The 13,229-nt window shown below is 63.2% G+C and carries 12 protein-coding genes; 9 read left to right on the top strand and 3 right to left on the bottom strand.

Annotated elements, in window-relative coordinates:
• Positions 1-301: 301 nt before the first annotated feature.
• Complete coding sequence (gene msrP, locus QOC89_RS18570; RefSeq protein WP_323046361.1) at positions 302-1,297, top strand: protein-methionine-sulfoxide reductase catalytic subunit MsrP; 996 nt, start codon at positions 302-304, stop codon at positions 1,295-1,297.
• 11 nt (positions 1,298-1,308) lie between these two features.
• Positions 1,309-2,013, top strand: a complete 705-nt coding sequence (gene msrQ / locus QOC89_RS18575; RefSeq protein ID WP_416340416.1) for a protein-methionine-sulfoxide reductase heme-binding subunit MsrQ — start codon at positions 1,309-1,311, stop codon at positions 2,011-2,013.
• Positions 2,014-2,105: 92 nt separating this feature from the next.
• Here msrQ and lysA read toward each other — a convergent pair whose 3' ends face one another.
• The gene (lysA, locus tag QOC89_RS18580) at positions 2,106-3,368 is read right to left on the bottom strand and encodes a diaminopimelate decarboxylase (protein ID WP_323046362.1); all 1,263 of its coding nucleotides are present in this window, start codon (positions 3,366-3,368) and stop codon (positions 2,106-2,108) included.
• 9 nt (positions 3,369-3,377) lie between these two features.
• Positions 3,378-3,731, bottom strand: coding sequence for an LPS translocon maturation chaperone LptM (gene lptM, locus QOC89_RS18585; protein ID WP_323046363.1), 354 nt, complete (start codon positions 3,729-3,731; stop codon positions 3,378-3,380).
• A 35-nt stretch (positions 3,732-3,766) separates the two neighbouring features.
• Here lptM and cyaY point away from each other — a divergent pair, with 35 nt between their 5' ends.
• Positions 3,767-4,084: an iron donor protein CyaY gene (gene cyaY / locus QOC89_RS18590; protein WP_323046364.1), complete on the top strand. Its 318-nt coding sequence runs from the start codon at positions 3,767-3,769 to the stop codon at positions 4,082-4,084.
• Between the two features lie 75 nt (positions 4,085-4,159).
• On the opposite strand, the gene QOC89_RS18595 is transcribed toward cyaY, so the two are convergent.
• Positions 4,160-6,556 (bottom strand): penicillin-binding protein 1A, encoded by a 2,397-nt coding sequence (locus QOC89_RS18595; RefSeq protein WP_323046365.1) that lies wholly within the window; start codon positions 6,554-6,556, stop codon positions 4,160-4,162.
• Between the two features lie 253 nt (positions 6,557-6,809).
• Here QOC89_RS18595 and pilM point away from each other — a divergent pair, with 253 nt between their 5' ends.
• From pilM to aroB, 6 genes are all read left to right on the top strand, one after another.
• Positions 6,810-7,802, top strand: coding sequence for a type IV pilus biogenesis protein PilM (pilM, locus tag QOC89_RS18600; RefSeq protein WP_323046366.1), 993 nt, complete (start codon positions 6,810-6,812; stop codon positions 7,800-7,802).
• Positions 7,799-8,527 carry a fimbrial assembly protein gene (locus QOC89_RS18605; protein WP_323046367.1) on the top strand — a complete coding sequence of 243 codons (729 nt, stop codon included), beginning with the start codon at positions 7,799-7,801 and terminating at the stop codon, positions 8,525-8,527. The genes pilM and QOC89_RS18605 overlap by 4 nt, the downstream gene beginning before the upstream one ends.
• Positions 8,524-9,447, top strand: coding sequence for a hypothetical protein (locus tag QOC89_RS18610; protein ID WP_323046368.1), 924 nt, complete (start codon positions 8,524-8,526; stop codon positions 9,445-9,447). Before QOC89_RS18605 ends, QOC89_RS18610 begins: the two co-directional genes overlap by 4 nt.
• A gap of 326 nt (positions 9,448-9,773) precedes the next feature.
• A complete protein-coding gene (locus QOC89_RS18615; RefSeq protein ID WP_323046369.1) occupies positions 9,774-11,363 on the top strand; it encodes a type IV pilus secretin PilQ in 1,590 nt (529 codons plus the stop codon).
• A 106-nt stretch (positions 11,364-11,469) separates the two neighbouring features.
• Positions 11,470-12,021: a shikimate kinase gene (locus tag QOC89_RS18620; protein ID WP_097390570.1), complete on the top strand. Its 552-nt coding sequence runs from the start codon at positions 11,470-11,472 to the stop codon at positions 12,019-12,021.
• A complete protein-coding gene (gene aroB, locus QOC89_RS18625; protein WP_323046370.1) occupies positions 12,021-13,106 on the top strand; it encodes a 3-dehydroquinate synthase in 1,086 nt (361 codons plus the stop codon). The genes QOC89_RS18620 and aroB overlap by 1 nt, the downstream gene beginning before the upstream one ends.
• The last annotated feature ends 123 nt before the right edge of the window (positions 13,107-13,229 follow it).

Consider the following 13,229-nt stretch of genomic DNA (forward strand, 5'->3'; position numbering starts at 1 on the left):
AGTGGCGGCTTGGTGGGCGTTGACCGGCCTGTTGGTGACGACCTTTGCGTTCCTCGGCGTCAACATGTTCCTGTCGGGGCTGCATAGCTACGGCAAGCTGTAAGACCGGCCGTTCTGCGCCGACTAATAACCGCCGCGTGCTTCGCACCGGCGGTTTTTTCATGTCTGGCGGAATATTCGCTGCATCCAGAGTGTTCGTTAGAACAGTACCTATGGATGGCTGGGCGAGTGGGCAAACGAGTCGATCACCAATATGGCCCCGTAAGATAAACAACCCGACGGGCCGGCAAGGAGCAGCACGATGTGGATCAAGCGAAGCGACCGAATTCAACTTATCGGCGATGATATTGCGCGCAGTGAAATCACGCCGCAGCGCGTGTTCGAGAACCGGCGGCGCGTGTTGCAGGCGGCGGGTGCGTTGGCGCTCGGCAGTCTGATTGGAGTGAACGGCGAAGCGCTCGCGGCGTATTCATCGCCGGATCCGAAGGCGCAGAAGCTTACGGCGAAGACCAACGCGAAGTTCGTCGCGCTCGACAAGATCACGCCGTACAAGGACATCACCACGTACAACAACTACTACGAGTTCGGCACCGATAAGGCCGATCCGGCGCATAACGCCGGTACCTTGCGGCCGCACCCGTGGAAGGTGAGCGTCGAGGGTGAGATCAAAAATCCAAAGGTGTATGACATTGACGAATTGCTGAAGCTCGCGCCGCTCGAGGAGCGCGTGTATCGGTTGCGTTGTGTCGAAGGCTGGTCGATGGTGATTCCGTGGATCGGTGTGCCGCTCTCGGAATTGATCAAGCGCGTGCAGCCCACTGGCAACGCCAGGTACGTGCAATTCATCACGCTGGCCGATCCGTCGCAAATGCCTGGCCTGTCGGAACCGGTACTCGACTGGCCGTATAGGGAAGGTCTGCGGATGGACGAAGCCATGAATCCATTGACGCTGCTGACCATGGGCCTCTACGGCCAGGTGCTGCCGAACCAGAATGGCGCGCCGATCCGCGTGGTGGTGCCGTGGAAATACGGCTTCAAGAGTGCGAAGTCGCTGGTGAAGATCCGCTTTCTCGACAAGCAGCCGCCCACCAGCTGGAACACCTACGCGTCGAATGAGTACGGGTTTTACTCGAACGTGAATCCGAACGTCGATCACCCGCGCTGGAGCCAGGCGACTGAGCGGCGTATCGGCGAAGACGGTTTCTTCACGCCCAAGCGCAAGACGTTGATGTTCAACGGCTACGGCGATCAGGTTGCGTCGCTCTATCAGGGCATGGACCTGAAGAAGAATTTTTGAACGACGACCTGATGATGGCTTCCTCCGACACGCAACCTGTTACCGAAACCCCACGCACGCCGCCGGGCGCTAAAGCGCCGGCGTCAGCGACGGCAAAGCGCCCGGCTAGCGGCGCGCGCTGGATCGTGCCGGCCAAGATTGTCGTGTTCATCGCGGCGTGGTTTCCGCTTGCGCGCATCGTGCTGTTCGGCGTCACCGATCGGTTGGGCGCGAATCCGATCGAATTCATCACGCGCTCGACGGGTCTGTGGACACTCGTCTTTCTTTGCATCACGTTGGCCGTGACACCGTTGCGCCGGCTGACCGGCATCGCTGCATTCGTCAGGTTTCGTCGCATGCTGGGTCTTTATGCATTTTTCTACGCGACGCTGCATTTCACCACTTACCTGTGGTTCGACAAGTGGTTCGATGTTGCCGCGATTCTGAAGGACATCGGCAAGCGGCCTTTCATCACCGTGGGCTTCGCTGCGTTCGTGTTGCTGATCGCATTGGCCGTGACGTCGCCGCGCGCGATGGTGCGCAAACTTGGACGTCGCTGGCAGACGCTGCATCGCGCGATCTATGTAATCGGCGCGCTCGCGATCCTGCACTTCTGGTGGATGAAGGCGGGCAAGCACGATCTGATTCTGCCGAAAATCTACGGCGCGATCATGGTCGCGTTGCTGGGGTGGCGTTTGATCGTATGGATGCGCGAGCGGCGTTTGAAGACGCGCTGACCTGTGCGGTCCTTGTCTACCGCGCATAATGAAAAAAGGCGATGCCGCAGTTGGCATCGCCTTTTTTATGGAAGAGCGCAGCCCGCCGACGTTTACGCCGGCAAGATCGCCTCGCCCGCAAACAGCTGCGTGACCTCTTCCCGAGCGCGAACGATATGCACTTGTGTACCATCAACCATGACCTCGGCCGCACGCGGGCGGGTGTTGTAGTTCGAGCTCATCACGAAGCCATACGCGCCGGCCGAGCGAATCGCCAGCAGATCGCCCGGTTCGACCGCCAGCAGACGCTCACGGCCGAGCCAGTCGCCACTTTCGCAAACCGGGCCGACCACGTCGTACACGTGAGCGGGCACGTCGCGTTTAACGACAGCCTCGATTGCGTGATACGCCTCGTACATCGCAGGGCGGGCGAGATCGGTCATCGCCGCATCGACAATCGCGAAGTTCTTTTCCGCGCCCGGCTTCAGAAACTCGACGCGCGTCAGCAGCACACCCGCATTGCCGACCAGTGAACGGCCAGGCTCGAAATACACTTCGCGATGCCCGTGGCCGCGCGCTTCGATGCGATCCAGCACGGTGCGCACGAAATCGCCGATTTCCGGCGGGGTTTCGTCGTCGTACGTGATACCGAGACCGCCGCCTACGTCGATATGGCGAATCTTGATGCCGTCCTGCTCGATCTGTTCGACCAGTTCCAACACCTTGTCGACCGCGTCCAGATACGGTGCGACTTCAGTGATCTGCGAGCCGATGTGGCAGTCGATGCCAACCACGTCGAGGTGCGTCATCGCCGCGGCGGCCTGATAGGTTGCCCGCGCATCTTCAAACGCGACGCCGAATTTGTTGGACTTCAGGCCAGTGGAAATATACGGATGCGTTTTCGCGTCGACGTCCGGATTCACGCGCAATGAAACGGGCGCCTTCTTGCCCATTTCCGCGGCCACGGCATTCAGGCGGTCGAGCTCGGGAATCGATTCGACGTTGAAGCATTTGACACCGGCCGCGAGTGCCTGACGCATCTCGTCCGCGTGCTTGCCGACGCCGGAAAACACGGTGCTTTCCGCTTTGCCGCCGGCGGCCAGCACGCGCGCCAGTTCGCCGCCCGACACGATGTCGAAGCCGGCACCGAGGCGCGCGAACACATTCAGCACCGCGAGATTGCTATTCGCCTTGACGGCGACGTGGACGGTCGCGCGGCGGCCGGCGCAAGCGCCTGCGTAGGCATTCCACGCTGCGGTGAGGGCGGCGCGCGAATAGACGTACAGCGGCGTGCCGAACTGTTCGGCGAGTGAGACGGCGGACACGCCTTCGGCATGCAACACGCCGTCGACGTAATCAAATGCGGATCGAGTCATGCGAAAGTCTTATTGAACGGGAGTGACGGCGGAGGCAGGTTGCGCAGGCAAAGCCGAGGATGCAGCAGACGCGGGCGGCGTGGCGAGTTCGCTTTCCGGGGACAACGACAGCGGCGCGCCAGAAGTGTCCGGTACCTCACCCGTCGGCGACGCGTTTTCCGCGCCCGGTGTTACTTCATCCGATGACGGTGACGGCGGCAGTTCTGTGCGATCGATCGGCTTGGCCGGCAGCGGCGGCACAGTGGGCAAATAGAGCGAACCGCGTTGCCCGCAGCCGGCAAGTGCACAACCTGCGAGAATGGCTAAACCCGCTACAATCGCGCGGCCGGGCACGGCCGCGCGCATCCGAGATACGACTCGCATGACTGTCCCTGAATAAATAATCGATGGAGTTTAGCATGTCCGATAGTGATTACCTGACCCGCGCGGAAGCCGCGCTAGCCGCCATCGAACGCGCGCTCGACGGCATAGAAGCGGACATCGAACTCGAGCGCAGCGGCAATGTCCTGACGCTCGAATTCGAGAATCGCACGAAGATCATCGTCAATCTGCAGCCGCCGATGAGCGAAATCTGGATCGCCGCGAAAGCGGGCGGTTTTCACTTCCGTTTTGTCGACGGTGAGTGGCGCGATACCCGCAGCGGCACGGAGTTTTTTGCCGCGCTGTCGGAGTACGCGACGCAACAGGCCGGCGAGCCGGTTCACTTCGAAGCGTAAAGCGCTCACCTGAAAGAAGAAACCGCCGCGCATCGAGCGCGGCGGTTTTCTTTTCCGACTGATCCGGATCTTGCTTCAGTGTCCGCGGAACAGATTCATGATGTCCTGCTTTTCCTGCTCGCCGACTTGCTCGGGCGCCGCGGACGCAGCGCTCGCGTCGGCATCCAACGCCGCCTGACTGACGCCGACTGTCGCGACGAAACCGTGACCCGGCGTGAAATCGTCGAAATACAGTTCTGAGCCGACTTCGGTCACGCCGTCCGGCATCGGCATCTTGTACTCCGGCACGCCTTTGAGCGCGCGCGCCATGTATTCGACCCACACGGGCAACGCGAGGCCACCGCCGGTTTCCTTGTCGCCGAGACTGCGCGGATTGTCGTAGCCGATCCATGCGATGGCCGTGAGCGTGTGCTGATAGCCGGCGAACCACGCGTCGCGCGAATCGTTCGTCGTGCCGGTCTTGCCGCCGAGATCGGTACGCTTCAACACGTTGGTCTTCGCACCCGTGCCCCGTTGCGCGACACTTTGCAGCAGGCTGTTCATCACATACGCATTACGCGGTTCGATCGCGTGCGGCGCGCTCTGCGCGGCGACCAGCGGTTGCGCGTGCGCCACGACGATACCGCGCTGATCGGTGACCTCGGCGATGAGATACGGATTGACGCGATAGCCACCGTTAGCAAACACCGAGAACGCGCCCGCCATCTGCAAGGGCGTGACGAGACCCGCGCCGAGCGCCATCGGCAGATAAGCCGGGTGACGATCCGCATCGAAGCCGAAACGTGTGATGTATTGCTGCGCGTACCTGGTGCCGATCTGGTTCAGGATGCGAATCGACACGAGGTTCTTCGACTTCTGCAGCGCGGTGCGCATGGTCATCGGACCGTCGAAACCGCCGCCATAGTTCTTCGGTTCCCACGCCTGACCGCCTGTCTCCGCGGCGCTGAAAAAGAGCGGCGCGTCATTGATCACCGTGGCCGGTCCGAGTCCCTTTTCAAGCGAAGCTGAGTAGATGAATGGCTTGAAGCTCGAACCCGGCTGACGCCACGCCTGGGTCACGTGGTTGAACTTGTTCTTGTTGAAGTCGAAACCGCCGACCAGCGCGCGAATCGCGCCATCTTGCGGCACCACCGAAATGAACGCGCCTTCCACTTGCGGCAACTGCGTGATCGACCAGTTGCCGTCGTCATTCTTCACGAGGCGAATGATTGCGCCCGGCCGCACGCGTTGATTCGGCTGCGCACGCGTGCCGAGCGCGAACTGCGCGAAGCGCAGGCCGTCGCCCTGAATGGTCGCCACGTTGCCGTCGATGAACGTGGCCCGCACCTGCTTGGGGCTCGCCGCCGTCACCACCGCGGCAATGATTTCGCCGTTGTCGGGGTGCTCGAGCAACGCGTCGTCGATGGCCTGTTCGCGGTCGTCCGCATCGGATGGCAGATCGATGAACGCTTCCGGACCGCGATAGCCGTGGCGCCGTTCGTAGTCCATCAGACCTTTGCGCAACGCCCGGTAAGCGACGTCCTGATCGGCCGAGTCGATGGTGGTCACGACGTTCAGGCCGCGCGTGTACGCCTCTTCGCGATACTGCGCGTACATCATCTGCCGCACCATTTCCGCGACGTACTCCGCGTGCACGCTGAACTCCTTGCCTGCGCCCTTGACGATCAGCGGTTGCTTGCTCGCCTCGTCGTACTGTTCCTGAGCGATGTAGTGCAGCTCGTACATGCGCTGCAGAATGTATTCCTGACGGATCTTCGCGCGTTTCGGATTGACCACCGGGTTATACGCGGACGGCGCCTTCGGCAAGCCCGCCAGCATGGCCGACTCCGCCAGCGTCAGGTCCTTCAGATCTTTACCGAAGTACACCCGCGCCGCACTCGCAAAGCCGTACGCGCGTTGACCGAGATAGATCTGATTCATATACACCTCGAGAATCTGATCTTTCGTCAGTTTCGACTCGATCTTGTACGCGAGCAGCATCTCGTAGATCTTGCGCGTATAGGTCTTCTCACTGGAAAGGAAGAAATTGCGCGCCACCTGCATGGTGATCGTGCTGGCGCCTTGTGTTGCATGACCATTGGTCAAGGCGACGAAACCGGCTCTCGCGATACCTGTGAGGTCAACGCCGCCGTGATCGTAGAAGCGCGCGTCTTCGATTGCCAGCACGGCTTTCTTCAGGCTATCCGGCACGTCCTGGATATGGACGATGTCGCGCCGCTCTTCACCGAATTCGCCGATCAGCACGTGGTCGGCCGTATAGATGCGCAATGGAACCTTCGGCCGGTAGTCGGTCAGTGCATCGAGCGACGGCAGGTTCGGCGTGGCCACCACCAGCGCATAGCCGAGCACCAGCAGCACGCATAAGATGCCTGCGACGATCAAACCCACAAAGCCGATGATGAGCTTGAGCCACAACGGGCGCTTGCGTTTCTGCGGCGCGGGCGGCGGGGACGTAGGAGACGTGGATTGCATATGGACACCAAAAAGCAGTCCCGCGATTATAGCCGCCCCGCTATTCAGCTTTCGGCATGCTTACTGACGGTTCTTGACAAGTCTGCGCGTCCTGCGGGAATGACTTCACTGTAGACGCTTTGATGGCGTGCAGGGCGCGCGTCACGCAACGTTAGCCATTTGGCTGAGTGTCGCGCGACGGCGCGGCTACGCACAATTCTCCCTCGCAACTCGCGTTCGAATGGTTCGTCGCGTGAGTCAGAGGGAGGGCGTAATGACGTTTAAAAATTCGTGGCTTCAAGGTGTGCAACTCGGTGCGCAGCGTTTCGCTGCGGGGATCGATGTGGGATCGCAGGCGGTGCGTCTGGTCGTGATAAGTCAGCATGCGCGCGCACCTGCCGCACTGCATATCGAATACGTGAGCACGGTGCCGCTTGGCGCCGGCGCGATGGCCGGCACGGAGATCGCCGACCGGCATGCGGTGGCGCGTGCCTTGCGCGACGCATTCGGCGGTCTGCCGCATGCGTGTGCCACGCAGGCATTGCGTTGCGCGATGGCGTTGCCCGCCGCGGCTACGTTGACCACCACGGTGCCGCTCACACGGCTCGCCGCGCTAAGCGGTTGCGCGGAAGACGGCGGCCATGAACTCGCCGAACTCGAGCCGGCGGTGATGAGCGAAGTCGAGCGAATCGCCGGTCTCGAGCGGCATGCATTGGCTGTCGACTGGTTCGTCGACGAAACACGTTCGCCGATCCGTTCGGTGACGATCGCCGCAACCGCCCGCCAGCATCTCGAAGCGCGTATCGAATGTGCGGCGACGGCCGGTATTTCGCTCAGTGCGATCGACGGCGAACCGCATGCGGCTTTGCGCGCAATGCGCTATGCGGCGAGCTATGAACTCGATCCGCACGAACCGTACGTCGCGCTCTGGGTGGGCACGGACGGCGTGTACGGCTGGCGCATCGTGGACGACTGCCTGGTCGGCGAAATGCGCTACCCGGCGCCTGAACATGCTGATCTCGCCGATGCGTTGCGTGATCTCGTCCATGGTCCTGAACTCGACTGTGCGTTGTTGAGCGGCGAGGTCGATCTGCTCGACGGCGTGGGTTTCTCGATCGCGGATATTGCCGACGTGTTGGGCTGCACGGTGCTGCCGTTCGAATGTGCGGCGCTGGGCGGCCTCGTGCGTGAATTGCACGATCCGTTGTTGCACGAGCCCACTGCGGCGGTCGCGTTCGGGCTTGCGTTGCGCGGGGTGCTCGAATGATGCGCGCGCTCTTCGGTCTGGGGTCGGTGCGCCTGGCCACGCGGGCTTCTACGCGTGGCGCGCGCGGCGTATCGCTGTGGCTCGGCGGCTTCAATCTGCTGCCGTACCGGCAACGCAATGCGCAACGCGCGCGCCGGCGGCGTCTGCTTGAATGGGTGGCCGCAGCGCTCGCCGGTTTGGCGGCCGTGCTCGCGTTCATTGGCTGGCAGGCATTTGAACGGGCGCGGCTCGATGCGCGGCGCGCGTCGGTTGAACAGTCGCTCACGCAACTGGCCGTGCCGCTCGCCGAGCACGCCAGGCTGGTGCGGGCGCAAGACGAACAACGCAAAGGCGCAATGCGTGCAATGACTCTGTCAAAGCCGCTCACGCATTTGCGCGATCTGCTGGATGCGTTGAGCTTTGAACCCGGCGATGGCGTGGTGCTGCAGCAGTTGCGCCAACGCGAGTACGAGACGGAGTTGCTCGCGACCTCGCGTGGACATATCGCGTCGGCCGAGTGGCTTAAGCGCTTGAGCGCGATCCGCGGCGTGAAGGGCGCGGAGGTGAGCGATCTGCATCGCTCGGCGCCTCGTGGAGGCGCGGTTGCCGCAATAGGCGCGACTAGCGGGCCGATTGAATTCGGCGCGCATCTTCGCTGGGACGACCCGCCGCGCAAAGCGGTCCTTCTGTCTCGCCCCGCTGAGCCGCGTCACACGAAGTCTGAACAATCAGGAGGTGCGAAATGAGTACGACTTTTATCGAGTTCGGCGGCGCGGCGAGCACGCGGTTTTCTTTCTCTCAATGGATGAAGCATGCGCGCGTGCCGCTCGCTGCGTGGAGTCGTCGGCGCCGTTGGACGGTCGCGTTGCTGATCGCTGCGCTGGTGTTCGCACTTGGCGCGCACGGCTGGGTTGTGACCGATTTCGGCGGCATCGAGGCGAGCCGGACGGCATTGGATGCGGCCACGCGGCATCTCGCGGATGCGCGCCACGCGTTGACGCAGTTGCCCGCGTTGCGCCGGGAAGTTGGCGCCAGGCCGGGTGGACCGTTGTCTGCGTCGTGGACCTCGGCGGACGATGTGCGCATCGTGTCCGAACTCGCAGCGCAGAATAGCGTCTCGCTGCTTTCGGTCGATCCCGGCGCCGCCAGCGGTTCAGGTGCTGAAAGCATGCGGCCGCTACAGCTCACCGGCCACACTGATTTCGTCCACCTGATGGCATTTCTGCGCGGGCTGTCGGATCTGCCGGTGCTGATCGTTCCCGTCGACGTGACGGTCAACCGCGAGGCCGGTTCATTGGCGATGAGAGCAACGCTGCAGGTATTCAGCGCGTTGAAGCCGATGCCTTCAACGGCTACCGCGGACGCGTTTGCCGACGACGGCCTTGATCTCGATGACGAAGAAGACGTCGTGTTCTTCGATCCGTTCCAGCTTCCGCAGGTGCTCGCATCCGGGGAACAGCAGCCGGACCCTTCGCAACTGCGCCTGGTCGGACTGTTCCATGATCGAACGCGCGGGCTGGCCTTGCTCGATACACCGGATGGCGCGACTACGGTCGTGGCCGGGCAGCAACTCGGTACTGAGCGCGTTACGCGGCTCGACGCGCTCAGCATCACGCTGGCTAGTGGCGGTGTGATACGCACGCTGGCGCTGACGGAGGCGTCCTGATGAGGATGATGAAGCCGTTTGGTGCCGCGGCGGCGTGCGCGGGCGTTCGTGTTTGGTTTGGCTCTGGCGTGGCGCGCGGTATGCTGGGGCACATGGGCGGGGGCGTGGTCCGCAGTCCGGTCCACCGGTCAGTTTGCAGCCAGCTTTGCGGTCCGGCAGACAGTCAGGCCCATAGCCCCGTTCGCCGTCTGCTTTGCCGTCTGCTTCGCAGTTTGGGTCCCAGTCCGGTTGGCATTGCGCGTAGCAGCCGCTTTCGTAGCTTGGTGGCGGGTACGGCGATAACCGCAGGACTCGCGCACGCGTCGACTCCACCGTTACCCGCATACATGCCGCTCGATGACGCCGTCGCGCTACCCGGTGCTCGATACGACGTACCGCCGCTGCCGCGAGGCAGCGCGGCCGAAGTCGCTAATCCGTTCCGTGACGATTACGCTGTCGAGCCTGGCGCTGAGTCTGGCCTATCCCGAGCGGCGGCAACCTCCGGGACTGGCCGCGCCGACCTGGCCGACGACCCGGCCAATGACGCGGACGGCTCAATGCCGCTACCGAGGCGCTCCCCACCCTCGACTCGCGACAACGTCACCGCAGCAGCGGCCCGCGAGGACCCCATCGGAGCCGCGGCGCTCGAAGGGCCGCCGGTGCCGCTGCCTCCGCTCGCGCGCCTGAGCGGCGCACCGAAAACGCCAGCAGACGCCCAACTCGCCGCCGACGACAAACCGATCTCGCTGAACTTTCAGCGCGCCGAACTCGGTGCGGTGCTCAACGCGTTCGCCCAGTTCACCGGACTGAACATCGTCGCGAGCGAGAGAGTGCGCGGCGCGGTTTCACTGCGGCTCGACAAGGTGCCATGGCGCACCGCGTTCGACACCTTGCTCGACGTCAACGGGCTCGCCATGGAGCGCCACGGCAACGTGATCTGGGTCGCGCCGGGCGCGGATCTGGCCGCGCGTGAACGGCTGCGTTTCGAAGCCCACGCGAGAGCCGCCGATCTTGAGCCGCTCGCCAGCCGTACGTTCGAGCTGCACTACGCGCGCGCCGAGGACGTGCGGCGTCTGCTGACCGGTGCCGGCAACCAGCGCGTACTATCCAAACGCGGCGCCGCGACTGCGGATCCGCGCACCAATCTGCTGTTCGTCACCGATCTCGAAGCACGGCTCGCGCAGATCACGGCCTTGCTTGCCTCCGTCGACCGGCCGACCCGCCAGGTATTGATCGAAGCCCGTATCGTCGAGGGCGAGCACGGGTTTTCGCGCAATCTCGGGGTGCGCCTTTCAATGGCAGCCGCCAACGCCGACGGCACCGCCCGGGGCTTGATGGGCGGCAAGGACGGCACCGTGTACGATCTGTCAGCCCGGCCAATTGCCGGTTTTGACGCCGCCACCGCCGGGCTGACCTTATTCGCAGCCGGTGCCACGCGTCTCCTGAACCTCGAGCTGAGCGCGCTGGAGGCGGAAGGGCGCGGTGAAATCGTCTCGAGCCCTCGCGTCGTCACCGCGGACCGGATGAAGGCGGTGGTCGAGCAGGGTACCGAGCTGCCGTATCAGGCGAAAGTTGGGCAGGGCGTGTCGGGCGTGCAGTTTCGCCGCGCCACGCTCAAACTGGAGGTCGAGCCGCAGATCATGCCGGACGGCCGGGTGGTGCTGGACCTCGACGTCGCCAAAGACAGCGTCGGCGAACAGACCGATGCCGGACCCGCGATCAATACCAAACACGTGCAAACGCGCGTCGAAGTCGAAGATGGTGGTACGGTGTCGATCGGCGGAATTTATGCGACCGACGACCGTGACGATGTGACGCGCGTGCCGGTCCTGGGCAAAATACCTGTTTTAGGCGCGCTTTTTCGCCATCGGGCCCATCGGGACCAGCGCAGTGAACTGGCCGTTTTCATCACGCCGCGCGTCGTTCAGACAAATTAGGGGCACGCTGCCGCCGCTGTCCAGCGGCGGCCTGCAGGCTCGACAAGGCAGCCGCTTTGCCAGTAAGCTGCGGCACGAACCATACCGGATTAGCCAGAGGACACCGTTGCAAGCGCGGGACGCACACGCCAATGTATTTTTTGTAGGGCTCATGGGGGCAGGCAAAACCACCGTGGGTCGGGCCATTGCGCGCCGTCTCGATCGCCCGTTCTTCGATTCGGACCATGAAATCGAGGCACGCACGGGCGCGCGAATCCCGGTGATCTTCGAGCTGGAAGGCGAAGCGGGCTTTCGCGATCGCGAAGCACATGTGATTTCCGACCTGACCGGGCGCGACAATATCGTGCTCGCCACGGGCGGCGGTGCGGTGCTGCGGCCGGAAAACCGCGAAGCGCTGCAAAATCGGGGCGTGGTGATCTACTTGCGCGCCAACCCACATGATCTCTGGCTGCGCACCCGGCGCGACAAAAACCGCCCGCTTTTGCAGACCGAAGACCCCAAAGCGCGCCTCGAAGCGCTGTACGAAGTACGCGATCCGCTATACCGGGAATGCGCGCACTTTGTAATCGAAACCGGCCGGCCTTCGGTCAACGGACTCGTCAATATGGTTCTGATGCAGCTCGAGCTGGCCGGCGTCGCCAAACATCCTGCGTCATAATGGACCGTATGATTACCGTCAATGTCGAACTGGGCGAGCGCGCCTACCCCATCCATATCGGTGCCGATCTGATCGGCCAGACCGCGTTGTTTGCGCCGCATATCGCCGGCAGTTCGGTCACGATCGTCACGAACACCACGGTCGACCCGCTTTACGGCGACCAGCTGCGCGCAGCGCTTGCGCCGCTCGGCAAGCAGATCTCCACGGTCGTTTTGCCGGACGGTGAGGCGTACAAGAACCTCGAAACGCTAAATCTGATTTTTGACGCGTTACTGGGCTCGCGCGCCGATCGCAAGACCACGCTGATCGCTCTCGGCGGCGGCGTGATCGGCGACATGACGGGTTTTGCCGCAGCCTGCTACATGCGCGGCGTGCCGTTCATCCAGGTGCCGACAACCTTGCTATCGCAGGTTGATTCGTCGGTGGGCGGCAAGACCGGTATCAACCATCCGCTCGGCAAGAACATGATCGGCGCGTTCTACCAGCCACAGGCTGTGATCGCCGACATCGGCGCGCTGCGCACGCTGCCGGCGCGCGAACTGGCAGCAGGCGTCGCCGAAGTGATCAAGACCGGCGCCATTGCTGACGCCGGTTTCTTCCACTGGATCGAAGCGAACATCGAGGCGCTCAATCGCTGCGAGCCGCAAGCGCTGGCCGAGGCGGTCAAGCGTTCGTGCGAGATCAAGGCGTCGGTCGTGGCGCAGGATGAGCGCGAAGGCGGACTGCGCGCAATTCTCAATTTCGGCCATACCTTCGGCCACGCGATCGAAGCCGGACTCGGCTACGGTGAGTGGCTGCACGGCGAAGCGGTGGGCTGCGGAATGGTAATGGCGGCGGACCTGTCGGTGCGCCTGGGTTATCTCGACGAAGCCGCGCGCAAGCGTCTGGTCGACGTGATCGTCGCCGCCCATCTGCCTACGCGTGCGCCGGCACTCGGTGACTCGCGGTACGTCGAACTCATGCGCGTCGACAAGAAGGCGGAGGCCGGCGCAATCAAATTCATTCTGCTGAAGCGTTTCGGTGAGACGCTGATCACCCAGGCGCCCGACGCCGAGGTGCACGCCACGCTGGCCGCCGCCGTCTGAGTCTCGCGGGGCATCCAGCAACGCAACACGCACCAGCGTCACGAGGCGCCGCCCATGTTTCGGAGAACCCGGTGACTGACAGGCGCAGCGACGATGTAAAGCATGACCCGGCGGCAGGCGCGT

The sequence above is a fragment of the Paraburkholderia sp. genome (assembly GCF_034668105.1).
Classification (GTDB): Bacteria; Pseudomonadota; Gammaproteobacteria; order Burkholderiales; family Burkholderiaceae; genus Paraburkholderia.